The sequence below is a fragment of the Pseudomonas sp. TE24901 genome (assembly GCF_054058375.1).
Map to the genome: position 1 here is coordinate 231988 of NZ_JBSSAF010000011.1, position 21362 is coordinate 253349.

Annotated in this window: 20 protein-coding genes; 13 read left to right on the forward strand and 7 right to left on the reverse strand. The window is 63.0% G+C overall.

Going from position 1 to position 21362, the window contains the following annotated elements; all coding sequences use genetic code 11:
• The first annotated feature begins 9 nt into the window (after positions 1-9).
• The 9 genes from ACVWVP_RS22520 to ACVWVP_RS22560 all read left to right on the forward strand — a co-directional run bounded on the left by ACVWVP_RS22520 (position 10) and on the right by ACVWVP_RS22560 (position 9024).
• Complete coding sequence (locus ACVWVP_RS22520) at positions 10-336, forward strand: acyl-CoA dehydrogenase (RefSeq protein WP_457408107.1); 327 nt, start codon at positions 10-12, stop codon at positions 334-336.
• The gene (locus ACVWVP_RS22525; protein WP_457408109.1) at positions 336-1751 is read left to right on the forward strand and encodes an LLM class flavin-dependent oxidoreductase; all 1416 of its coding nucleotides are present in this window, start codon (positions 336-338) and stop codon (positions 1749-1751) included. Before ACVWVP_RS22520 ends, ACVWVP_RS22525 begins: the two co-directional genes overlap by 1 nt.
• Positions 1752-1883: 132 nt before the next feature.
• A complete protein-coding gene (locus ACVWVP_RS22530; RefSeq protein WP_457408110.1) occupies positions 1884-2786 on the forward strand; it encodes an AMP-binding protein in 903 nt (300 codons plus the stop codon).
• Positions 2783-3556, forward strand: coding sequence for an ABC transporter ATP-binding protein (locus ACVWVP_RS22535; RefSeq protein ID WP_457408113.1), 774 nt, complete (start codon positions 2783-2785; stop codon positions 3554-3556). Before ACVWVP_RS22530 ends, ACVWVP_RS22535 begins: the two co-directional genes overlap by 4 nt.
• Positions 3553-4434, forward strand: a complete 882-nt coding sequence (locus ACVWVP_RS22540; protein WP_457408115.1) for a branched-chain amino acid ABC transporter permease — start codon at positions 3553-3555, stop codon at positions 4432-4434. Before ACVWVP_RS22535 ends, ACVWVP_RS22540 begins: the two co-directional genes overlap by 4 nt.
• Before the next feature lie 4 nt (positions 4435-4438).
• Positions 4439-5488: a branched-chain amino acid ABC transporter permease gene (locus ACVWVP_RS22545; protein ID WP_457408118.1), complete on the forward strand. Its 1050-nt coding sequence runs from the start codon at positions 4439-4441 to the stop codon at positions 5486-5488.
• 17 nt (positions 5489-5505) lie between these two features.
• Complete coding sequence (locus tag ACVWVP_RS22550) at positions 5506-6846, forward strand: ABC transporter substrate-binding protein (RefSeq protein WP_178921265.1); 1341 nt, start codon at positions 5506-5508, stop codon at positions 6844-6846.
• Between the two features lie 3 nt (positions 6847-6849).
• Positions 6850-7617 (forward strand): ABC transporter ATP-binding protein, encoded by a 768-nt coding sequence (locus ACVWVP_RS22555; protein ID WP_457408121.1) that lies wholly within the window; start codon positions 6850-6852, stop codon positions 7615-7617.
• A 12-nt stretch (positions 7618-7629) separates the two neighbouring features.
• Complete coding sequence (locus ACVWVP_RS22560; RefSeq protein ID WP_457408122.1) at positions 7630-9024, forward strand: FAD/NAD(P)-binding protein; 1395 nt, start codon at positions 7630-7632, stop codon at positions 9022-9024.
• A 103-nt stretch (positions 9025-9127) separates the two neighbouring features.
• Here the strand turns inward: ACVWVP_RS22560 and ACVWVP_RS22565 are convergent, their stop codons facing one another.
• From ACVWVP_RS22565 to ACVWVP_RS22580, 4 genes are read right to left on the reverse strand one after another with little or no spacing between them, the layout of a single operon-like run.
• Positions 9128-10381, reverse strand: coding sequence for an efflux RND transporter periplasmic adaptor subunit (locus ACVWVP_RS22565; RefSeq protein WP_178921271.1), 1254 nt, complete (start codon positions 10379-10381; stop codon positions 9128-9130).
• The gene (locus tag ACVWVP_RS22570; RefSeq protein WP_178921273.1) at positions 10371-11852 is read right to left on the reverse strand and encodes a TolC family protein; all 1482 of its coding nucleotides are present in this window, start codon (positions 11850-11852) and stop codon (positions 10371-10373) included. The genes ACVWVP_RS22565 and ACVWVP_RS22570 overlap by 11 nt, the downstream gene beginning before the upstream one ends.
• Positions 11845-13044, reverse strand: a complete 1200-nt coding sequence (locus ACVWVP_RS22575; RefSeq protein WP_178921275.1) for an ABC transporter permease — start codon at positions 13042-13044, stop codon at positions 11845-11847. The genes ACVWVP_RS22570 and ACVWVP_RS22575 overlap by 8 nt, the downstream gene beginning before the upstream one ends.
• Entirely contained in the window at positions 13041-13748 is a 708-nt protein-coding gene (locus ACVWVP_RS22580) for an ABC transporter ATP-binding protein (protein WP_178921277.1), read from the reverse strand. The genes ACVWVP_RS22575 and ACVWVP_RS22580 overlap by 4 nt, the downstream gene beginning before the upstream one ends.
• Positions 13749-14106: 358 nt before the next feature.
• Between ACVWVP_RS22580 and ACVWVP_RS22585 the strand changes: the two genes are divergently transcribed.
• A complete protein-coding gene (locus ACVWVP_RS22585) occupies positions 14107-14865 on the forward strand; it encodes a TetR/AcrR family transcriptional regulator (protein WP_176998819.1) in 759 nt (252 codons plus the stop codon).
• A 180-nt stretch (positions 14866-15045) separates the two neighbouring features.
• Here the strand turns inward: ACVWVP_RS22585 and ACVWVP_RS22590 are convergent, their stop codons facing one another.
• Both ACVWVP_RS22590 and ACVWVP_RS22595 read right to left on the reverse strand, forming a co-directional pair.
• On the reverse strand, positions 15046-16104 hold the full coding sequence (locus tag ACVWVP_RS22590) for an FUSC family protein (protein ID WP_457408125.1): 1059 nt from the start codon (positions 16102-16104) through the stop codon (positions 15046-15048).
• A gap of 151 nt (positions 16105-16255) precedes the next feature.
• Positions 16256-17872: an NADP-dependent glyceraldehyde-3-phosphate dehydrogenase gene (locus tag ACVWVP_RS22595; protein ID WP_457408127.1), complete on the reverse strand. Its 1617-nt coding sequence runs from the start codon at positions 17870-17872 to the stop codon at positions 16256-16258.
• A gap of 127 nt (positions 17873-17999) precedes the next feature.
• On the opposite strand from ACVWVP_RS22595, the gene ACVWVP_RS22600 reads away from it, so the two are divergent.
• Positions 18000-18875, forward strand: a complete 876-nt coding sequence (locus tag ACVWVP_RS22600) for a Dyp-type peroxidase (protein ID WP_178925815.1) — start codon at positions 18000-18002, stop codon at positions 18873-18875.
• Positions 18876-18997: 122 nt separating this feature from the next.
• Here ACVWVP_RS22600 and ACVWVP_RS22605 read toward each other — a convergent pair whose 3' ends face one another.
• Positions 18998-19480: a winged helix-turn-helix domain-containing protein gene (locus ACVWVP_RS22605; protein WP_178925816.1), complete on the reverse strand. Its 483-nt coding sequence runs from the start codon at positions 19478-19480 to the stop codon at positions 18998-19000.
• 703 nt (positions 19481-20183) lie between these two features.
• On the opposite strand from ACVWVP_RS22605, the gene ACVWVP_RS22610 reads away from it, so the two are divergent.
• Both ACVWVP_RS22610 and ACVWVP_RS22615 read left to right on the forward strand, forming a co-directional pair.
• Entirely contained in the window at positions 20184-20345 is a 162-nt protein-coding gene (locus ACVWVP_RS22610) for a hypothetical protein (RefSeq protein WP_016969018.1), read from the forward strand.
• A gap of 122 nt (positions 20346-20467) precedes the next feature.
• On the forward strand, positions 20468-21352 hold the full coding sequence (locus ACVWVP_RS22615; RefSeq protein ID WP_259175225.1) for a SctD/MshK family protein: 885 nt from the start codon (positions 20468-20470) through the stop codon (positions 21350-21352).
• Positions 21353-21362 lie beyond the last annotated feature (10 nt).

Genomic DNA, 21362 nt, shown 5'->3' on the forward strand with positions numbered 1-21362 from the left:
GGACTACCTATGACCGCATTGAACCTTGCGCGCCAGTTGCTGGACAGCACCCGCCGCCACGTTGAAAAAAGCGACGACCCCTACGTGATCAGCCGTTTCGGCGACTTGCAGATCCGCGTCGACGTGGCCGCCGCGCTGCTGGACCGCGCCGAAACCCACCCCAGTCCCGTCGCGGCCACCGAAGCGCAGATCGCTGCCGCCGAAGCACTGATTGCCGCCAGCAACGCCGAATTCGAACTGACCGGCCAACGCACCACGCTGCCGTCGAGCCTTGATGATCCCTTGCGTGCCAAATACCGGATCGTCGGCAACTACCACCTCAACGGAGTGCTTTGATGGCCCGTGAAATCCGCTTGAATGCCTTCGACATGAACTGCGTCGGCCACCAATCCCCTGGCCTGTGGGCGCACCCCCGTGACCGCTCGTGGCAGTACAAGGACCTGGAATACTGGACCGACCTGGCCAAGATCCTCGAGCGTGGCAAGTTCGATGGCCTGTTCATCGCCGACGTGCTCGGCATCTACGACGTGTACAACGGCAATGGCGACGCGGCGATTCGGCAGGCGGCGCAGGTGCCGGTCAATGACCCGCTGTCCCTGATCGCGCCGATGGCGCTGGTCACCGAGCACTTGGGGTTCGGCCTGACCGCTTCGCTGTCGTTCGAACACCCGTACCCGTTTGCACGTCGCCTCTCGACCCTGGATCACCTGACCAAGGGTCGCGTCGGCTGGAACATCGTCACCTCCTACCTGGAAAGCGGCGCCAAGAACCTCGGCCAGAAAGCCCAGACCGAACACGACGCGCGCTACGACTACGCCGAGGAATACCTAGAGGTTTGCTACAAGCTCTGGGAAGGCAGTTGGGAGGAGGGCGCGGTGTTGCGTGACCGCGAACGGCGGATCTTCAGCGACCCGAGCAAGATCCACGAGATCCGCCACGTCGGTAAACACTTCCAGGTGCCCGGCATTCACCTGTGCGAGCCGTCGCCCCAACGCACACCGGTGCTCTACCAGGCGGGCGCGTCCAGCCGTGGCAAGCAGTTCGCCGCCGAGCAGGCCGAATGCGTATTCGTTGCCGCGCCGTCCAAGGTGCTGCTGAAAAAGACCGTCGCCGACATCCGCCGTCGGGCGGCCGAGGCCGGGCGTGATCCGAAGAAAATCCTGATCTTCAACCTGCAGACCGTAATCGTCGGCGAGACCGACGCCAAGGCCAAGGCCAAGTTCGAGGAATACAAATCCTACGTCAGCTATGAAGGTGCCATGGCGCTGATCTCTGGCTGGACCGGCATCGACTTCAGCCAGTTCAAGCCCGACGAGCCGCTCAAGCACGTGCACACCAACGCCATTCAATCGGCGGTGGAAGCCTTCTCCACGGCGGACCCGAACAAGGTCTGGACGCCGAACGAACTGGCCGATTGGGTTGGAATCGGTGGCTTTGGTCCGCTGTTCGTCGGTGGCCCGGAAACTGTGGCCGACCTGCTCCAGGAATGGGTCGAAGAGACCGACGTGGACGGCTTCAACCTGGCCTACGCGCTGACCCACGAAACCTTCATCGACGCTGTGGACCTGCTCGTGCCGGAGCTGCAGAAACGCGGGGTGTACAAGACCGAGTATGCCCAGGGCACCTTGCGCGAAAAGCTGTTTGGCGACGGTGCACGGTTGGGCGCGAACCACCCGGGCGCCAGCTACCGCAACCTATCGAACCTACACAAAACCAATGTGGGAGCGGGCTTGCTCGCGAATGCGGACTGACATTCACCCTTTGTGTCGACTGACCCAACGCTTTCGCGAGCAAGCCCGCTCCCACATTTTGATCTTCATTGTTTGATCGATCCCGGCCAGCGGACCACCGCACGCACATAACCCTAATAGGAGAACCTCCCTATGAGCGTGCACGAACTCAAACGCCCGCTGGCTGTGGAATGGCCCGCTGAACTGCTCGGCCACCTGCCCAAGGCCCTGGAACAACTGCATCACTGGGCGCAGATCACACCGTTGCACACGGCCCTGCGCCACAAGCGCCAGGGCCAGTGGTATGCCTGGCGCTGGATCGACGCTTTGCGCGATGTAGAGCGCCTGGCCGATGGCCTGCGTCAACAGGGCTTCAGCGACCAGTCGCGCCTGGCCTTGAGCGGTGCGTTCGAACCCAACCTGTTGCTGCTGGCCCTGGCCGCGCAATCCATCGGCGGGCAGGTGTTGACCCTGGCCGACAACCTCGACCCCGAGGCGCTGCAACAGCACCTGTGGCGCATCCGTCCCACCCATTCCTTCACCCAAGACCGCCAGCAAGTGCGGCATTGGCAGTCCGCCAACCTGCTGGCGTTCGCCCAGCTGCTCGGCCCGGTGGACCCTGCGCAACACCTCGCACGCTGGTGGCAACCCACCGGTGAAACCGCGTTGTGGAGTGAAGAGGGCACCCATTGGCAGGGCGGCCTGGCGGTGTTGCTGGAGCAATGGCTCAACAGCGGTCACGGCCTGGCGTTTCCGGAAAGCCTGGCCTCGGCGCAGCGCGATCGCCGCGAAGTCGCCCCCACCGGCTTGCTGTTGTCGGCCGAACGCCTGCAACACCTGGCCGATGAAATCGAACACCGCCTGGCCTCCCACGGCACCTGGCGCCGACGGTTGTGCGATTGGGCCATTGCCCACCCCCAGAGCGGCCTGCGCCGGTTGCTGAAAAACCGCGTGCGCAAGCTGCTCGGTTTCCAGCGCCTGGCCTATATCTGGCAACCCCTCAAAACCACCCCCGAGCCCGCTTGGCTGGCCGAATTCAAACGGGACATCGCATGAGCCACGCCATCCTCCAGGTGCGGGATATCTCGCTGTCGTTCAAAGGGGTCAAGGCCATCAATGCCTTGTCCTTCGAGGTCGCACGCGGGGAAATCTGCGCGCTGATCGGGCCCAACGGCGCGGGCAAAAGCTCGCTGCTCAATGTGCTCAACGGCGTGTACCGCTTTGACACCGGCCAGATCGTGTTCGAAGACCAGCATTTCCACCGCATCGACCCACTGGGCGCCGCACGCCGGGGCATCGGCCGCACGTTCCAGAACAACGCGCTGTTCAAGAAGATGAGCGTGATCGACAACCTCCTCACCGGCCTGTCGCGACACATGCGCAGCCGTTTTATCGAACAGGCCCTGGGCCTGCCACGCGCACGTCGTGAGGCCGAAGCCTTCCGCCTGCGCGCCCAGGGCATCCTCGAATTCCTTGAGCTGCAAGCCCACCGCGATGTGCTGGTGGGCAACCTCTCTTACGGCCTGCAAAAACGTGTGGAGTTGGGCCGGGCGCTGATCGCCGGGCCCAGCCTGTTGCTGCTGGATGAGCCGATGGCTGGGATGAATGCCGAAGAGAAACAGGAAATGGCGCGCTTCGTCGCCGACGTGAACCGCGACCTCGGCACCACCGTGGTGTTGATCGAACACGACATGGGCGTGGTGATGGGCCTGTCCGACCACGTGGTGGTACTCGACTACGGGCGCAAGGTCGGCGACGGTACGCCCGCCGACGTCCAGGCCAACCCCGACGTGATCGCGGCTTATCTGGGGACGGTGCACGCATGACCTTCTTCTTTGAAACCCTGCTCGGCGGCCTGCTCGCCGGCACCATGTACTCCCTGGTCGCCATCGGTTTTGTACTGATCTACAAGGCCAGCGGCGTGTTCAATTTTGCCCAGGGCTCGATGCTGCTGTTTGCGGCCCTGACGTTCGTGAGCCTGCACGATCAGGGTGTGCCGTTTGCCTTGGCATTGCTGCTGACCGTGATCGTGATGATCGTCGGCGCCTTGCTGATCGAGCGCCTGGTGTTGCGGCCGCTGGTGAACCGTTCGCAGATCACCCTGTTCATGGCCACGCTGGGCCTTTCGTTCATCATCGAAGGCCTGGCCCAAGGCTTGATGGGCTCGCAGGTACGCGCCCTGGACCTGGGTATTGACGACGTGCCGCTGTTTGTCGGCCCGCTGATGCTCAGCCAGTTCGACCTGATCGCCGCCGCAGCGGCGGTGGTACTGGTGACGGTACTGGCGCTGCTGTTCAACAAGACCCGCATCGGCGTGTCGCTGCGCGCCGTGGCGGATGACACCACGGCGGCGTTGTCCATCGGTATCAACCTCAACCGCATCTGGCAGATCGTCTGGGCGGTGGCTGGCATCGTCGGGCTGGTGGCCGGGCTGCTCTGGGGCGCGCGCCAGGGCGTGCAGTTTTCGTTGTCGCTGGTGGTGCTCAAGGCCTTGCCGGTGCTGATCATCGGCGGCTTCACCTCGATTGGCGGGGCGATTGTCGGCGGGTTGATCGTGGGCGCGGCAGAGAACCTGGCCGAGGTGTACGTCGGCCCGTTGATCGGCGGCGGCATCACGCCGTGGTTCGCCTACGTGCTGGCCCTGGCTTTCCTGTACATCCGTCCTGCCGGCCTGTTCGGCGAGCGCGCCATCGAGCGAGTCTGAAACCATGTCGATTCCTGTTGTTCAAGAAACCGCGCCATTGCTACTGATCCAGCGGCGCGTGCCCTGGAGCCTGCTGGGCCTGTTGGCGCTGGCCTTTGGCGTGGTGCCGCTGTGGGGCAATGACTACTGGCTCAATGCGATCCTGATCCCGTTCCTGGTGTTGTCCCTGGCCGGGCTGGGCCTGAACCTGCTGACCGGCTACACCGGGCAAACCTCGGTGGGCGCTGCCGGTTTCATGGCCGTCGGCGCGTTTGCCACCTATGGGTTCTTGCTGCGCCTGCCGGAACTGGGCTTGCCGGTGGCGCTGCTCGGTGGTGGGGCCATCAGTGCGCTGGTCGGGCTGTTGTTCGGCTTGCCCAGCTCGCGGATCAAGGGCTTCTACCTGATGGTCACCACCCTGGCCGCGCAGTTTTTCCTGGAGTGGCTGTTCGTCAAGTTCCCCTGGTTCTACAACTACGGCTCGTCGGGCACCATTTCTGCGCCGAAACTCTCCTTGTTCGGCCAAGACCTCAACACACCGCTGGGCCGCTACCTGCTGACCCTGGTGACGGTGCTGGTGCTAACCTGGACCGCCGTCAACCTGGTGCGCAGCCAGGTGGGGCGCAACTGGATGGCGATCCGCGACATGGACACCGCCGCTGCCGTGGTCGGCATTCCGGTCGCGCGCTACAAGCGCCTGGCGTTTGCCGTCAGTTCGTTCTACCTCGGCATCGCCGGCGCGCTGTGGGCCTTCGCCTACCTGGGCACGGCCAGCGCCAGCAGCTTCGATATCAACCGGTCGTTCCAGATCCTGTTCATCATCATTATCGGCGGCATGGGCAGCATCGCCGGCAACTTTGTCGGCGCGGCCTTCATCAGCCTGTTGCCGATCTTTCTCAGCCATGCCGGGCAGGCGCTGTTCGGTGGGGCGGTGGACGCAGGGCAATTGCAGAACCTGCAGAAAATCATCTTTGGCGTGTTGATCATCGTGTTCCTCATCAAGGAACCCGAGGGCTTGATTCGCCTGTTGCACAACCTTCGCGACCGGCTACGTCAGTGGCCCCTACGTTTTTGACCCATAAGAGAACTCTCATGCGTGCATCCTTGAAACGATCCCTGGTCGGCGCTGCATTCGCGCTGGCTGCTTTGGCGGGTGCTGTCCCTCAGGCAATCGCCTCGCCGGACCAGCAATTCATTCCCCTGGCCACCTACCGCGTCGGCGCCTACGCCTCCAGCGGCGTGCAGGTGTGGGCCGGCATGATCGACTACCTGCGCTACATCAACGAGGTCGAAGGCGGCATCAACGGCGTGAAACTGGTGTGGCAGGAATGCGAGACCGAGTGGACGGCGGAGAAGGGCATCGAGTGCTATGAGCGCTTCAAGAATGGCCTGGATGGCGCGCCGGTCGCGGTGTACCAGCCCAACGGCGCGCCGGCGGCCTATGCCTTGAGCGAGCGGGCCGAAGTGGACAAGATCCCGCTGATCACCCTCGGCTATGGCCGCACCGAAGCCACCGACGGCACCGTATTCCCCTATAACTTCCCGGTGATGCTGACCTTCTACAGCGAGGCCTCCACCCTGGTGAACTACATCGCCCAGCGCGAGGGCGGTTTCGACAAGCTCAAGGGCAAGAAGATCGCCACGGTCTACCACGACTCGGCCTACGGTCGCGAAACCCTCGGCCCGCTGAAATTGCTGGCCGAGAAATACGGCTTCGAGAACATCCAGATTCCGGTGGCCGACCCGGGCAACGAGCAATCCGCGCAATGGCGCCAGGTACGCCAGGCCAACCCGGACTGGGTGTTCCTGCGTACCTGGGGCGTATCCACCCCGGTGGCGGTGAAGACCGCGGCACGCTTTGGCTTCCCGGTGGACCACATCATCGGCGATATCTGGGCCAGTTCCAGCGAAGACGTGTTGCCCGCCGGCGCCGCCGCCAAAGGCTACCTGGCGCTCACGCCATACCCGGCCGGTGCCGACTTCGAGATCCACAAGCGCCTCAAGCAATACATCCTCGACAAGGGCCACAGCGACCTCAAGGACCTGAAAAACTTCGGCAGCGTCTACTACAACTCCGGCCTGGTGAATGCCGCCGTGGCGGTGGAAGCGATCCGCACCGCCCAAGCCAAGTTCGGCAAGCGCCCGCTCAATGGCGAAGAAGGCCGTTGGGGCCTGGAGCATCTGAACATCGACGACGCACGCCTCAAGGCCATGGGCTACTTCGGCCTGATGCAGAACCTCAAGCTGTCGTGCCGTGACCACGAAGGTGGCGGTTCGGCGCGGGTGCAGCAGTGGGACGGTGCCCACTGGACGCTGATCAGCGACTGGATCGCCGCCGACCGCGCGTTGCTGCGCCCACTGATCGATGAAAAGTCCGCCGCGTTCGCCAAGGAAAAAGGCCTGACGCCGCGCACCTGCACCGGGGATGAATAAACCATGAGCCTGCCCGCCATTGAGCCTGGGAGCCCGTCGCTGCTGACGGTCAACGATATCGAAGTGATCTACGACGGCGCGATCCTCGCCGTGGCCGGGGTGTCGCTGCAGGTGCCCAAGGGTGCGATTGTCGCGTTGCTGGGGGCCAATGGCGCAGGCAAGAGCACCACGCTCAAGGCGATCTCGGGGCTGGTGCGCGCTGAGCGCGCCGAAGTCAGCCGAGGTTCCATCGAATACGCTGGCACCGACCTGGCCGGCATCGACCCCAGCCAGCGCGTGCGCCAGGGCATGGTCCACGTGTTGGAAGGCCGTCATGTCTTCGGCCAACTCACCGTGGAAGACAACCTGCGCAGCGGCGGCTTTGTGCGGCGCCTGAGCCGCAAGGCCATGGAGCAGGACCTGGAGCGAATTTACAGCTGGTTCCCCCGGCTCAAGACCAAGCGCCACACCCGGGCCGGGCTGACCTCCGGAGGCGAGCAACAGATGGTCGCCATTGGCCGTGCGCTGATGACGCGCCCGACGTTGGTGCTGCTCGACGAGCCGTCCATGGGGTTGGCGCCTATGATCGTGCAGGAGATTTTCGAGATCATCGCGCAGCTCAATCGCGAGCAGCAGGTGAGTTTTTTGATCGCCGAACAGAACATCAACGTCGCGCTCACCTATGCGACCCATGGCTACGTGCTGGATACTGGGCGGGTGGCCTTGAGTGGCAGCGCGGCCGAACTGCTGGCGCGGGGCGATGTGCATGATATTTATCTGGGTAAACAGTAAGGGCGAATTTGCATGACTGAATCCATCCGCAACGCTGATGTCCTGATCATCGGCGGCGGGCTGAGCGGCACGATGCTGGCGGTGCAACTGCTGCGCCTGCCTGGCCAACGCCAGATCCTGGTGATCGAGTCGCGCGCCGAACTTGGCCGTGGCGAGGCCTACAGCGCTGTCGAGCTGGGCCACACCCTCAACGGCAATGCGGCGCGCATGAGTGTCGATCCGGACAATGCCGATGACCTGACCCAGTGGCTCACCGACTACATCGGCGCCGGTGGCTGGCCGGAGTCGGACCAGCAGCACGTGCCCATCAGCGAACTGTTCCCGCCACGCGGGATTTTCGGCTTGTACGCGCAGCAACGCCTGAGCGAGGCCAAGGCGCTGTCGGCGTCGACGGTCGAGCATGTGCGCGCAGAAGTGGTCGACCTGCAAGTGGATCAAGCCTCTACGTTGCTGACCCTGGACAACGGCCAGCAATTGCGCGGCAACTATGCCGTGTTGGCCACCGGAATGTTCCCGGCGGCGCGCACGCCACAAACCGAATCCAGCGGCTTGAACGCGGCGTCGGTCGACCCGTGGGACGTCCAGGCCATGCGCCAGATCGACCCACAGGCGCCCGTGTTGATCATCGGTTCGGGGCTGACCATGGTGGATGCCGTGGTCTCGCTGGAACAGGCCGGGCACCGTGGGCCGATCGAGGTGTTCTCGCGTCATGGGCTGTTGCCCCACGTGCGCCGGCAACCGCCGAGCTGGGTGGATTTTCTCGCCGAGGATCACGGCTTGCGCAGCCCGCTGCAATTGTTGCGCGAAGTGCGCCGACAGTGCCGCATCGCGATCGCCCAGGGCATCGATTGGCAAGCGCCGTTGGACACAGTACGGGCGCATATCGGTCGCTTGTGGAGCCAGGCCAGCGAACGGGAAAAACGCCAGTTCGTGCGCCATGTGCGGCCGTGGTGGGAGAGCCATCACCACCGCTCGCCGCCGCTGAGCGCTCAGCTGGTGGCGCGCTTGCATGGGGAAGGGCGCCTGCGCATTCAGGCAGCGTCTTACAAGGGGCTGGAAGCGTCGGCCAACGGCGTGACCATTCGCCTGCGCCGTCGCGGCGAGCAGGCGGTGACCCAGGTGTCGGGCGCGGCGTTGATCAACTCCAGCGGCATCGAATACGACTGGCGCCGCGTGGCCCGGCCGTTGCCGCAGCAGTTGCTCAAGCGCGGGTTGATCAAGCCCGGGCCATTGGCGTTGGGGATCGCGGCGGACCCATCAGGTGCTGTGGTGGATGCGCAGGGGCAGGTCAGCTCGCGCTTGTTCGCCATGGGCCCACCGCTGCGCGGGATGTGGTGGGAAAGCACAGCGGTCACTGATGTGGCGCTGCAAGCCAAAGCCCTGGCCGCCCGGCTGACACACATCTAAATGTGGGAGCGGGCTTGCTCGCGAATACAGTGTGTCAGTGATGGATGTGTTGACTGACACACCGCATTCGCAGGCAAGCCAGCTCCCACAGGGGATCGGCGTTTCAGCTTCCGATCTTCACGAAGCCGGGTTTTAGGCCGAACACTTCGACGCCTTGGGGTGTGGACTGCCCGGTTGTCACCTTCACCCGCTCAACCGGCTTATCCATCGCCTCCCGATACTCCACTTCACCCCCGTTGATCGCTTGCGCCGGTACCACCATCGCCTGCTCATTGTTGTAGGTGACGATGGTCAACCGCGCACTCATCCCCAGCCGTACCCGCTGCAACTGCTGCGGCGTGAGCTTGGGAATCGACAGGGTCACCGGAAATTGCGCGCTGCCCTGGCTGTCGCCGGCAATCGCCAGGCCACTGACCACGCTGACGGAGCCGGTCAGCCGTTCACCGTCGAACCCGTCGCCCATCACCTCCACCGCCTGGCCCTGGTGCAACTGGTTGATGTCCAGCTCCGAGACTTTGGCGACGATCTTGAGCCGTTCGATATTGGCCAGGCCGAACAGCACCTGACCCTGGCTTACCTTGCTGCCGGCCTGCACGGGTGCATTGTTGTTGCCGCCGCCTTGGGACGAACTGCTATTACCGGGAGCCGGTACCACGATCCCGGAAAACGGCGCCTTGACCTCGCGGCCATCGAGCAGTTTGTGCAGGGCGTCGTATTTCACCGTGGCGTTGGTCAGCTCCATGTCAGCGATCTGACGGTATTCGCCTTTGCCCTGGTCCAGCGCCTGTTGCAGTTCACTGCGTGCCGAGGCCAGGTCCAGTTGCTGCTGTTGGGTTTGTTGCCGCAGGTCATCCAGCTCATTGCGCGGGATGATGCCGCGCTTGAACAGGTTCTCGCTTTCGGTGAGCCTGCGCTGGTTATTGTCGGCTGTCATTTGCGCCGTGCGCAGGGTGCGGCGCGCGCGGCTGACGATTGTGCCGCTGTCCCAATCCTGCATTTCCTGCACGGTACGCCGGGCCTTGAGTTGGGCGGACAAGGCATCGCGCAGTTGCACTTCGAGGGTCGACGGATCCATGCGCAACAACACCTGGCCGGCCTCCACACGCTGGCCCTGTTCCACCAGGTTGACCTGTACATTGCCGTCGAACGGCGCCGTGAGGGTGATGGTCGTGTCGGGTTCGATCTTGCCCACCAGGCCGATCTGATGCACCAACGGGTCCGGCTTCACCGCCAGCCATTGCTCGGTCGTGCCGGCCGGGTTGGCGGCAGGGCTGCGCAGGCTCAGCACGGCGATGCCCGCACCCGCCAGCAGCACGATCGACACAGCAGCCAGCAGGCGTTTGTTTTTAGTAGTCATTGAGGGCGATTTCCCAACTTTCCAGCGTCATGCCCAGGGTCAAGTCGAGCTGGGTCTGGGCGTTCAGATAAGCGATCAGCGCATTGAGCTGCGCGTTTTCGGCGTTGCGCAAATCGGTCTCGTAGCTCAGCACCTGGAAGTTGGTGGAGCGCCCGGCGCTGAGTTTTTCCCGTTCGATCTGGATCTTGCGCCGCGACAACTCCACCGCACGCTGGGAGATTTCATATTGGCGCCAGCGGGTGCCAAGGTCGCGCACCACGTCGTTGACGCTGCGTTCCAGTTCCTGGCGTGCGTCGGTGATGCGGATCTCCTGGTCCTCCACATTGACCCGCGCACGCACTTCGGCCTGGCGCGTGCTGATGTCGCCGATGGGGATCTGCACCTGCACCCCGGCGTAGCTGTCCCAGGTGCGGTTGTTGGTGTTGCCGGCGTCGTTATTGTAGGCGTCGCGTACCTGGTTGGCGCCGGCCACCAGGTCCACTTGCCAGCGTCCGGAGTCCTTGGCGATCACCAGGTTGAGGTCGGCCTGCTGGCTGCCGAGCAGGGCGGCGAGGTACTCCGGCTGTTGGGTCTGCGCCAGGTTGAAGGCCTGGCGTTTATCGATGACCATCGGCTTGGCCTCCAGGGCTTCGCTGGCGCGGATCGGTGTCGACAGGTCCAGTGCCAGCAAGCGCAGCAGCGCCAGGCGGCTGGTGTCGAGCTGGTTCTGGGCCTCTTCGACACCCAGTTGCTGGGTGGCGATATCGGCTTCGGTCTGCACGATTTCGAACTCGGCCATGCGACCGGCACTGATCAGCGCCTTGTTCACCTCCAGCAAGGTGTTGGAGCGCTTGAGGGCGTCCTGCACGATGCTCAGTTGTTCCTGGGCGCGCAGCAGTTCGCGGTAGGTGGCGATGATCTGGCTGATGGTCTGCGCCACGGTGGCCTTGAGGTTCAGGCGGTTGGCCTGTTCCGACAGGCGTGACAGGCGCAGCGGCGCGGTGGTGGCGTCCCAGCCGGCGCCGCGCATCAGCGGTTGGATGATCGCCAGGTCCAGGCCATCGCTGCGGTAGCGCCCGGCGCGGTCGGCGTTGTTCAGTTGCTGGGTCCAGGCCATGCTCAGGCGCGTGCCGTACTCGCCGAGCAGGGTGGCGTTCGGCGCCAGGTTGGCGTTGCGTGCGTTGTCCGCCGAGCCGCGGGTGCTGCGGTAATAACTGTTGAGGGTGAGCTTGGGGTTGAACGTGTCTTCGGCCACACGCAGGTCGAACTTCTGCGCCACCCGCTGCAGGTACGCGCTGCGAATCGCCGGGTTGTTGCGCAAGCCCAGGTACACCGCATCGCCCAGGGTCAGGGTGGTGACCTGGGCGTTCAGCGAGACGCCCCGGTCATAGCCGCTGCGGGTGCTGCTGGGGGCCGAAGGGTTGATCACCACGTCGGCGGCCACGCAGGGCAGGCTTGCCAGGGCGAGGGCAAGCAATAGGCCTTTATTCATCGCGCAGGGCCTCCACTGGCTGCAACTTGGAGGCCGACACCGCCGGGTAGATGCCGAAGAACAAACCCACCAGCAAGGTACTGCCCACCCCCAGGGGCAGGGCGGCTGCGGCCAAGGCAAAGGCCCAGCCCGACATCCACGCATAGAGCCAGGCCGCGGTCATGCCGATCACTGCGCCACACGCTGCGCCCACGGCGGTCAGGGTCACTGCTTCAAGCAGGAACAGGTTGCGGATGTCGCGCTGGCGCGCGCCCAGCGCCATGCGGATACCGATTTCACGGCGGCGCTCCGAGACGTTCATCAGCATCACGTTCATCACCCCTACGCCACCGCCCACCAGCGAGATAGCCCCCAGGGCCAGCAACAGATAAGCAAAGGTGCGGCTTTGCCGGGTCATGCCGTCGATCATTTGCTGGGGTACCTGGATGTCGACCGTGTGGTCGGTGAGTTGGCGCTGCAGGGCGGCGCTGGCGTCGCGGGCGATGCGTTCCATGTCCTGGCCGGGCGTGGCGCGGATGATCACGTTGCCGATCTGCGGCGAGGCGTAGATACGGCGCATGCCCTCGGCGGGGATGAACAGCGATTCGTTGGCTTGTACCGGCATCAATATCGCGCGTGGCTGGCTGTGGAGAATGCCGATCACCAGGAACAGATAGTCGTTGATGCGCACCCGGTCACCCAGTTTGACCGGGTCGCCGGGGACGCCCAGGGCCTGGGCGAGCTGGTCACCGATCACGCCATAGGTTTCATTGGCGTCGAAGGCGGACAGGAAACGGCCTTCGCGCACGACGATCCGCATGGCGTCCTTGATGTCCGGTGTTGTCCCGACAAAGTTCGCATTGGCGGTGCGGCCATGGAAAACCATGGGCCCGCTGAACAGGGTGAGCGCGCCGATGTGGGCAATGCCCGGTACGGCCTGGCGCACCGCTTCAAGATCGAGGCTGGCGCGCATCGTGGCGGGGCTGTTGCCCTTGGGGGGGAACTGGGCCACCAGGGTGTCGGTGCCCATGTCCTTGAAAATCATTGCCGCGTCGACTGCGGCGTTGTGGCCGATGTTGATCAGGGCCACCACCGAGGAACTGCCGATGACGATGCCCAGCAGTGCCAGGATCGAACGTTTGCCCAAGGTACGCAGGCTGATGAAGGCTTCATGCAGCAACTGGCTGAGGCTTTGTTCGACCCGCAGGCTCATAGGCACCCGGCCTCTTGCACCACGCCATTGCGCACCAGGATCTTGCGGTCCAGGCGTTCGGCGATGTGGGGGTCGTGGGTGACGATGATCAGCGTCACCTGTTGCTCGCGGTTCAGGGCCAGGAGCAGGTCCATGATCTCCTGGGCGGTGGTGCTGTCGAGGTTGCCGGTGGGTTCGTCGGCGAGGATCACCGAGGGCTTGCCCACCAGTGCCCGGGCAATCGCCACGCGTTGGCGCTGGCCGCCAGAGAGGTCGGCGGGGCGGTGGTGGGCGCGTTCGGCCAGGCCGACCTGTTCGAGCATGCGCAGGGCCTGTTCCACCGACTCATGACGTGACACGCCACGGTAGCTCAGGGGCAGGGCGACGTTGTCGAGGGCACTGAGGCGCGGCAGCAGGTTGAAGCTCTGGAACACGAAACCGATCTGCTGGTTGCGGATCGCGGCCAGTTGGTCGGGGCTGGCGCTGAAAATATCGTGCCCGGCAAAGTGATACCTGCCGCAGTTGGGCAGGTCCAGCAGGCCGAGAATGTTGAGCAGGGTGCTTTTGCCGGAGCCGGAGGCACCGAGGATGCCGCAGCTGTCACCTTTGGCGATGGACAGGCACACATCATTGAGAATGGACAGTTCTTGCCCGGCCAGCTGATAACGCTTGCCGATGCCTTGCAGGGAGATCAAGCCTGGGTGCGCGGGGGTATCTGTCATCATGACTACGCCTGCAGTCTCGACGGTGCCGCCATGCCCCCGGAAAATCCTTGTAACAAGTTCGGGAGCTGCCTGGTACGCGTCACGGACTGGTTTTATTTCTTGTTTTTAAAATATTGTTTGAATAGTAACCGCGTTCCAGGCGCTCCGCCAGCCATGGATGTAGAGCGGTTTTACCCTTTGAAATGATTTTTCCAGCGGTCGCTCCAGGGGGCAAAAAAATGCCTCGGCTAGGGGCAATGTGCCCGTTTATACAGGCTTTTAGTAGTATGGCGCAGTGTCACTACTTGCTTTCGAAAGGCCGCCCCGGTATAAAAAATCAAATTATTTTTTAAAACAATATTTCCCACGTGGAACCCCTATGGTCGCGAAGAAACTCAGCGCTCCAAACGTTACCAAGACTCGACTGCTGGATGCGACAGAGGCTCTCTTCATCAAATACGGCTATGACGCCGTGCTGCTCCGGCAGATTACCGAGCGTGCCCAGGTGAACCTGGCCGCCGTGAATTACCACTTCGGGGACAAGGATTCCCTGATGAAAACCCTATTGATGCAACGCCTGGAGCCGCTCAACGAACAGCGCCTGGAGTTGCTCGCGCGTTGCGAAGCCGAATCCGACGGCCCGCTCGATTGCGACACCTTGCTCGGCGTGCTGTTTGCCCCGGCCATGGGCCTGGAGCGCAGCGACCCGGCCAGCGCCAGTGGGGAAGGGCGCTCGTTCATCCGGTTCCTGGGCCGGGTCTACAGCGACACTTCGCCGTTTATCCAGGAATACCTCAAGGTGCATTACCAGCCGGTGTTCCAGCGTTTCTTCGAAGCCTTTGCCCTGGCCTTGCCGGACCTGCCGCGCAATGAGCTGGGCGTGCGTCTGCAATTTGCCCTCAAGGCGATTTCCGGGGTAATGGCGGGCACTGAACTGCGCCTGCTGATGAACTCCATGAGCCTGGGCCGTCCGGCGACGGATGCCGAAGTCATGGCCAAGTTGATCACCCTGGTGTCGGCGGCGATTCGTGTGCCGCAGCAGAGCCCGGAAGCCGAGAATGCCTTGGCCAAGGTGCTGGACACTCAGCGGGCCATTCGTGAACAGGCCAATGAACCAGCGGCCAAGGCCTCGCGCTAGCTCAAATCCCAGGCAAAAAAAACCCGCTGGGGCGGCGGGTTTGATGTGAAGCATTTGTAACGGATGAGGCTTCACACTACGGCTCGCGATGTGAATAAAACGTGAAAAGTTTGTAAGGCAAAGTGTGAAAACGTCGAGATGTGTAAACGTTTCTGAGTTTTCCCATTGCGCCGGTCGAATTCAGATTTTCCAGCGGCCGGCGCTCTTCGCCAGGCGCTGGCGCATCGCGTCCACGTTCTGTGCCAGTTGCACGGTCAACAAGCGATAACCATCCAAAGCGCTATAAACCGGCGCGTCCAGCGCGGGTTCTGCCCCGATGTGGCTGGGACGCTCCAACCGCTCCGTCACCCCCGACTTCAACGCCCGCGCCATCCCCACCAATTGCACGCGGATCTGCCGGTGCTCGGCCTTCAACATCACCTGCATCCGCGCGCTCGCCTGCTCGTCACGCGGGTCCGGCCGCGTGTTGCCCAGAATCTCCAGGGTGCTGATGCACATGCGCAGGTGCCGCTGGATCGCATCCAGCTCGGTCATGGAAATGCGCACTTCCTTGGACACCGACGGCATCAGCGAGCGCAATTGCAGCATCGCCGCGTTAAGGCGGTTCATCAGTTTAAGGTGCTCGTCGTCGGTGACCGACCGCCCGCTGATGATCCGGCTGTAGATCTCGGCGCAGTCACGCAACGCGCTGGCCAGGTTGTAGCGCCACGAGTACACCGCATACAGCGGCAGGGCGAAGGAGAAGGCCAGTGCCAGCACAATACCGATCAGGATGTCCACGGTACGCCACAGGCCATCGGAGATCGGATTGTCCCCGTGGCCTGCGACGATAAACACCGTGATCGCCGACAGCAACGCGATGTACCCGCCCTTGCCGATGGCGTGATAGGAAAAGAACCCGCACACCACCGACATCAACAGGTAGGTCAAGAGCGGCTGGCCGAAGTAAGCCTGTTGCAGCACCAGCAACAAACCGACGCTGGCGCCGATCAAGGTGCCGTAGGCGCGCTCCACGGCTTTCTTGCCGATGTTGCCGTGGTGCTGCAGGCCGCCGATCACGATCAGCATGGTCACCGACGCCCATTCTCCGTGGGGCAGGTTGATGCCGGTGGTCAGCAGGATCGTCGCCAGCAAGCCAATGGACACGCGCACGGCGTGGATCAACTTGGCGTGGTGGTAGCGGCGGTAGGGGTCGAGCAGGGGGCGCAACAGGCGCCGGGCAAACAAGGGCAGGTTCATCGCTAATAAAAGGACCTCGGTTCCAGGGCTGTACACAAACACGTGTGGGAGCGGGCTTGCTCGCGAAAGCGGTGGTTCAGTCACTGATGTATCGAATGACACTCTGCCTTCGCGAGCAAGCCCGCTCCCACATTTTTGACCGGCGTAGTTCTCAGAAAATGTAGTCAGTGGTCAGGAAGCTCGAATCACGGTTGCGCAGGATGTTGCTGACCAACGCCTTGTTGCTCTCCTGGAACTTGGTCGCCACCAGCGTGCGGATCGAGAACACCCGCAACGCGTCATGCACCGACAGCGTGCCCTCGGCCGAATTCTTGCGCCCGTTGAACGGGAAGGTATCCGGCCCGCGCTGGCACTGGGCGTTGATGTTGATGCGACCGACCTGGTTGGCGAAGGTATCGACCAGGCGCCCGACTTCCACGGCGTTGGTGCCGAAGAGACTCAGCTGTTGGCCGAAGTCCGAGTCCAGTACGTACTCGATCACGGTTTCCAGGTCGCGGTACGGCACGATGGGCACCACCGGGCCGAACTGTTCTTCGTGGTACACGCGCATCTGCGGGTTCACCGGGTACAACACTGCCGGGTAGAAGAACGACCCACGGCTCTCGGCGCCGTGCTCATTCACCACCTTGGCGCCGTGCTGCGCGGCATCCGCCACCAGCCCGTTGAGGTAATCCACCTTGCCCACTTCGGGCAAGGGCGTCAGCGCCACGCCGTCTTCCCACGGCATGCCGGGTTTGAGCGTGGCCACCTTCTTGTTGAATTTGTCGATAAAACTGTCGACCACGTCTTCATGCACAAACAGGATTTTCAGCGCGGTGCAACGCTGGCCGTTGAACGACAGTGAACCGGTAACGGCTTCGCTCACCGCGTTGTCCAGGTCCACTTCAGGCAGCACGATGCCAGGGTTTTTCGCGTCCAGGCCAAGGGCAGCACGCAAACGGTGTGGCTTGGGGTGCAGCTTTTTCAAATCACTGGCGGCCTTGTTGGTGCCAATGAACGCAAAGATATCGATCTTGCCGCTGGCCATCAGTGCGCTGACGGTTTCGCGGCCGCTGCCGTAGATCACGTTGATCACCCCGGCCGGGAAGCTGTCTCGGAACGCCTCCAGCAACGGGCGGATCAGCAGCACGCCGAGCTTGGCCGGCTTGAACACCACGGTGTTGCCCATGATCAGCGCCGGGATCAACGTGGTGAAGGTTTCGTTGAGCGGGTAGTTGTAAGGGCCCATGCACAACGCCACGCCCAGCGGCACGCGGCGGATCTGGCCGAGGGTGTCCTGCTCCAGCTCGAAACGGCTGCTGCGGCGGTCGAGTTCCTTGAGGGCATTGATGGTGTCGGTGATGTAGTCGCAGGTGCGGTCGAATTCTTTCTGCGAGTCCTTGAGGTTCTTGCCGATCTCCCACATCAGCAGCTTGACCACCGCTTCGCGCTGTTCACGCATGCGCCGCAGGAAGGCTTCGACATGCTGGATCCGGTCAGCCACGCGCATCGTCGGCCATTCACCCTGGCCCCGGTCGTAGGCGCGCACGGCGGCGTCCAGGGCGGTGAGGGCGGTGTCGGCGTCCAGCAGCGGTGTGCTGCCAATGTGTACGCGCTCTTCACCGAATTGAACCGGGCTTTGTACCCGGGCTAAGGGGCCGTTCCACACGTGCAACTGGCCATCGACCAGGTAATCCCGTTGTTCAATGGGCGCTCCGAGCTGGAATTGCGCGGGAATCTCGTCGGCGGTGGCGGGAAACAGCTGGGCGAGCAGGTTGCTGGTGGTCATGTCGCTACCCCTGGAATAGTTGCAAAACATGACTAGAGAGTCACCCAACAACAGGCTCTATGGCAAGGCTTGCGCGCTTTCTTCTACGCCTGCGGGTAAACTGCGCGGCTTTTCAGAAGGAGTTCACATGAGTCAGTACCAGCCGGGCATTCTTGCCGCACCGGTGCCGTTGCAGGCACGCCATCTGTTTTTTTCCGTGGAAAGCCTGGCCGCTGTGCCCGCAGCGCTGGACGCCCTGGTGCAGTTGGCCGATTCGGCGGCGGTGGTCGGTTTCGGTGAGCCGCTGGTAAACGCTTTGGGTGTTCACATTGATGGCCTGCGCCCATTCCCGGCCGTCAGCGGCCCGGGCGCGCACAACCCGTCGACGCAGCAGGCGTTGTGGGTGTGGTTGCACGGTGTGGATCGCGGTGAACTGCTGTTGCGCAGCCGCGCGTTTGAAAAAGCACTGGCCCCGGCGTTTCGCCTGGTGCAGATGACCGAAGGCTTCCGCTACAAGACCGGCTTTGACCTGACCGACTACGAAGACGGCACCGAAAACCCCCACGACGACGCCGCCGTCGAAGCCGCCCTGACCGACAGCGGCGCCAGCTTCGCCGCGATCCAGCAGTGGCAGCACGACCTCGACGGTTTCGCCGCGCTGCCGGCCCAGGAGCGCGACCACATCATCGGCCGTCGCCATGGCGACAACGAAGAGCTGGACGACGCCCCGGCGTCCGCCCACACCAAACGCACCGCCCAGGAAAGCTTCACCCCGGAAGCCTTCGTGGTACGCCGTTCGATGCCCTGGGCCGAGAACGGCCAGGCCGGGTTGATGTTCCTCGCGTTCGGCCACTCCTTCGACGCCTTCGAAGCACAACTGCGCCGCATGAGCGGCCTGGAAGACGGGATCGTCGATGGCCTGTACCGCATCAGCACGCCGTTGACCGGTGGCTACTACTGGTGCCCGCCGATCAAGGACGGGCACCTGGACCTGAGCGCACTCGCCCTCGCGTCGCACCGATAAACCCGTAGGAGCCGGCTTGCCAGCGATGGCGGTGCGTCAGCTTGCATCGCTGCAACGGATAGACCGCAATCGCCGGCAAGCCGGCTCCTACAGTGGGCGCGTCGTGCCCCCCATCCTCTTGATCAACTGTTCTGCCTATCCCCATGCGCCGCCTGGCGCTGCGCGAACAGCGGCATCATCCCGGCGCCCCGGCAGTGGCGGCAGCCATACACCCCCAGCACCACCGGCTCCTTGACCACAGGTTTGGGCGCAGGCGCCTGTTCGAACCAGGTGGGCGCGACGAAGCGATAACCCTGGCCCGGCGCCGTGGCGATGTAGAACGAATCGTCGTCGTTCAGGGCACGCCGCAGCGTCTTGATCTGGGTGCGCAGGTTGCATTCTTCCACCACCAGCTTGGGCCAGGCGATGTCCAGCAGTTCGGTTTTCTCCAGCAGTTGGCCGGGCCGCGAGGCGAGGGCGATGAGCAAGGTCAGGGCGCGGTTGCCCAGGGCCACGGGTTGCCCGTGCTTGAGCAGCAGATGACGTTGGGGCAGCAGGCGGAACGGGCCGAAGTGGATCTCGAAGGAAGCGTCATCGGTGAGGTAGCTGCGGGTCGGGTACGTCATGTCATTTAACCTTTAGGCGTTGGAATCACAGCCCGGTGCGGCTCCCTTTTGCGCCGGGTTGCAGGGGAGGGTCAGGTCTTGATTGCAGGGATCGGATAGGCACTCATGGATCACCTGGAAGTTCTTTCATATAGCAATGCCTGCGAACTAAGGGGTTTGGCTATTAGTGCAACTGTACTAATTCGTTTGGGGAAATTAGTTGCCAACGCGGTTTAAGGTCACTCGCGCCGAGCTATCAAACGCGATCATTAAGTCGCTTTTGTTACAAATGGAAATATCTGGAAAGTTGGGCAAAGGGCTATTAGCGAAAAATGTGAAGTTGTCCCGAAAAAAGTTGTGAAGGTGTGACCTGTCAGTCACTTCGGTGCGGGGTGGGTGGGCAGCAAGGCTCGATGAGTCGGGGTGAGAGCCCCGTAAACAGGGGGCTCTGTCGTGTCTTGAATTTTTTATAAAAGTTCCATGACCTGAAGGCGGTGAATTTTTCTCAACGCCAGGTTGAGCCAAACCTTTCACACGGCGTATCTGAAACGTTTCACAAGCTTTCACAGCGAAGGCGTTTTGATCCTGAGTAGTATGGATCCCATGCAAACCAACGGCGGTTCGAAAGCTCACTGTCTGACGTTTTGGGCATTCACCGGTTTGCATACTTTCAGCTTGCTGTTGCGCAACTGAATAACTTCCCTATCGATGCAAGGAGATGAACATGGCTGATGTCCCACCAGTAAAAGCAGGCGGCGCCGACGACGCTATCGCGAAGATGGAAGCGACCTTCAACATGGCTATCGAGAAGTCGGCCAAGATCACCGAAATCAGCACCGCGAAAAAAGCGGAGCTCGACGCCACTAAACAGCGTCCGCAGAACTGATTCGCCAAAACGGGCGGCGCCGGCGCTGCCCGTTTACCTCCTGATTGTTGACCCCGTTGCACCGTTGTTGATCGGCACAGGCGTGCCTGCGGCCTGTGATTCTCAAGGGGGCAAACCCGAACATGACAGCCTTGATTTCTTTGGGCCCGGTCGCCGGTATTGGCGCGCCGACCCTGACAGTGACCGGCGGTTTGCACCAGGGCAGTTCCCTGGTGCTCGACCAGCCGGTCTATACCATCGGCGCCGACCTGGCGGCCGATCTCGTACTCAGCGATCCCGGCATTGCCGGCCTGCACCTGCGCCTGCGTTTCGAAGGCGGGCAAGTGGCGGTCGAAGCCCTGGGTGGCGAGGTGCTGATCGCCGGTCTGGTGCGTATCCCCCAGGGCAGCGGCCATCGCGCGCGACTGCCCTTGCAGCTGCGCATTGGTGCGGCAGGCGTGAGCCTGGCATTACCGGCGGGCGCAGAACAACCTGTGGCCGCACCGCGCAAGTGGACGCCGTGGATCGTCGCCACGGCGTTGCTGTTCATTTGCGCGGGCGCGTTGGCGTTTCGCAGCGAAGCGCCGGTGATCCCCGCAGCCGCCGTGGCCGAAACGCCGCTGGTGAAAAAACCTTCCCGCGAGCAGGCCAAAACCTGGCTTGAACAGCAACTGCTGGCGGCCCATCTGGACGGCATCAAGGTCAGCAACGGCAACGGCCAGCTCAGCGCCGTGGGCACCTTCGAGCAATCCCAGAAGCCGCAGTGGCTGGCCTTGCAACAAGCCTTTGACCAGCGTTACGGCCAGCAAGTGGTGCTCAACCCCCGGGTGACCGCGCGCGCGGATGCCGCGCGGCCGCGTGTGCGGTTCCAGGCCGTGTGGTTCGGCACCAATCCCTATGTGATCAACGACAGCGGCAAGCGCCTGTACCCCGGCGCGGCACTGGCGGACAACTGGGTGCTGGAGCGCATCGAGAACAACCAAGTGATTCTCGCCCGAGGCGAGGAGCGCTTTACCTTCACGTTATGAGCCTGCCCAT

What these genes read in the sequence shown, in the direction of transcription:
- ACVWVP_RS22535 (WP_457408113.1), top strand. Translation starts at nt 2,783, where the DNA reads ATGAGCCACGCCATCCTCCAGGTGCGGGATATCTCGCTGTCGTTCAAA.
- ACVWVP_RS22540 (WP_457408115.1), top strand. Translation starts at nt 3,553, where the DNA reads ATGACCTTCTTCTTTGAAACCCTGCTCGGCGGCCTGCTCGCCGGCACC.
- ACVWVP_RS22615 (WP_259175225.1), top strand. Translation starts at nt 20,468, where the DNA reads ATGACAGCCTTGATTTCTTTGGGCCCGGTCGCCGGTATTGGCGCGCCG.
- ACVWVP_RS22555 (WP_457408121.1), top strand. Translation starts at nt 6,850, where the DNA reads ATGAGCCTGCCCGCCATTGAGCCTGGGAGCCCGTCGCTGCTGACGGTC.
- ACVWVP_RS22605 (WP_178925816.1), bottom strand. Translation starts at nt 19,480, where the DNA reads ATGACGTACCCGACCCGCAGCTACCTCACCGATGACGCTTCCTTCGAG.
- ACVWVP_RS22585 (WP_176998819.1), top strand. Translation starts at nt 14,107, where the DNA reads ATGGTCGCGAAGAAACTCAGCGCTCCAAACGTTACCAAGACTCGACTG.
- ACVWVP_RS22600 (WP_178925815.1), top strand. Translation starts at nt 18,000, where the DNA reads ATGAGTCAGTACCAGCCGGGCATTCTTGCCGCACCGGTGCCGTTGCAG.
- ACVWVP_RS22580 (WP_178921277.1), bottom strand. Translation starts at nt 13,748, where the DNA reads ATGATGACAGATACCCCCGCGCACCCAGGCTTGATCTCCCTGCAAGGC.
- ACVWVP_RS22565 (WP_178921271.1), bottom strand. Translation starts at nt 10,381, where the DNA reads ATGACTACTAAAAACAAACGCCTGCTGGCTGCTGTGTCGATCGTGCTG.
- ACVWVP_RS22570 (WP_178921273.1), bottom strand. Translation starts at nt 11,852, where the DNA reads ATGAATAAAGGCCTATTGCTTGCCCTCGCCCTGGCAAGCCTGCCCTGC.
- ACVWVP_RS22525 (WP_457408109.1), top strand. Translation starts at nt 336, where the DNA reads ATGGCCCGTGAAATCCGCTTGAATGCCTTCGACATGAACTGCGTCGGC.
- ACVWVP_RS22590 (WP_457408125.1), bottom strand. Translation starts at nt 16,104, where the DNA reads ATGAACCTGCCCTTGTTTGCCCGGCGCCTGTTGCGCCCCCTGCTCGAC.
- ACVWVP_RS22520 (WP_457408107.1), top strand. Translation starts at nt 10, where the DNA reads ATGACCGCATTGAACCTTGCGCGCCAGTTGCTGGACAGCACCCGCCGC.
- ACVWVP_RS22560 (WP_457408122.1), top strand. Translation starts at nt 7,630, where the DNA reads ATGACTGAATCCATCCGCAACGCTGATGTCCTGATCATCGGCGGCGGG.
- ACVWVP_RS22610 (WP_016969018.1), top strand. Translation starts at nt 20,184, where the DNA reads ATGGCTGATGTCCCACCAGTAAAAGCAGGCGGCGCCGACGACGCTATC.
- ACVWVP_RS22530 (WP_457408110.1), top strand. Translation starts at nt 1,884, where the DNA reads ATGAGCGTGCACGAACTCAAACGCCCGCTGGCTGTGGAATGGCCCGCT.
- ACVWVP_RS22595 (WP_457408127.1), bottom strand. Translation starts at nt 17,872, where the DNA reads ATGACCACCAGCAACCTGCTCGCCCAGCTGTTTCCCGCCACCGCCGAC.
- ACVWVP_RS22575 (WP_178921275.1), bottom strand. Translation starts at nt 13,044, where the DNA reads ATGAGCCTGCGGGTCGAACAAAGCCTCAGCCAGTTGCTGCATGAAGCC.
- ACVWVP_RS22545 (WP_457408118.1), top strand. Translation starts at nt 4,439, where the DNA reads ATGTCGATTCCTGTTGTTCAAGAAACCGCGCCATTGCTACTGATCCAG.
- ACVWVP_RS22550 (WP_178921265.1), top strand. Translation starts at nt 5,506, where the DNA reads ATGCGTGCATCCTTGAAACGATCCCTGGTCGGCGCTGCATTCGCGCTG.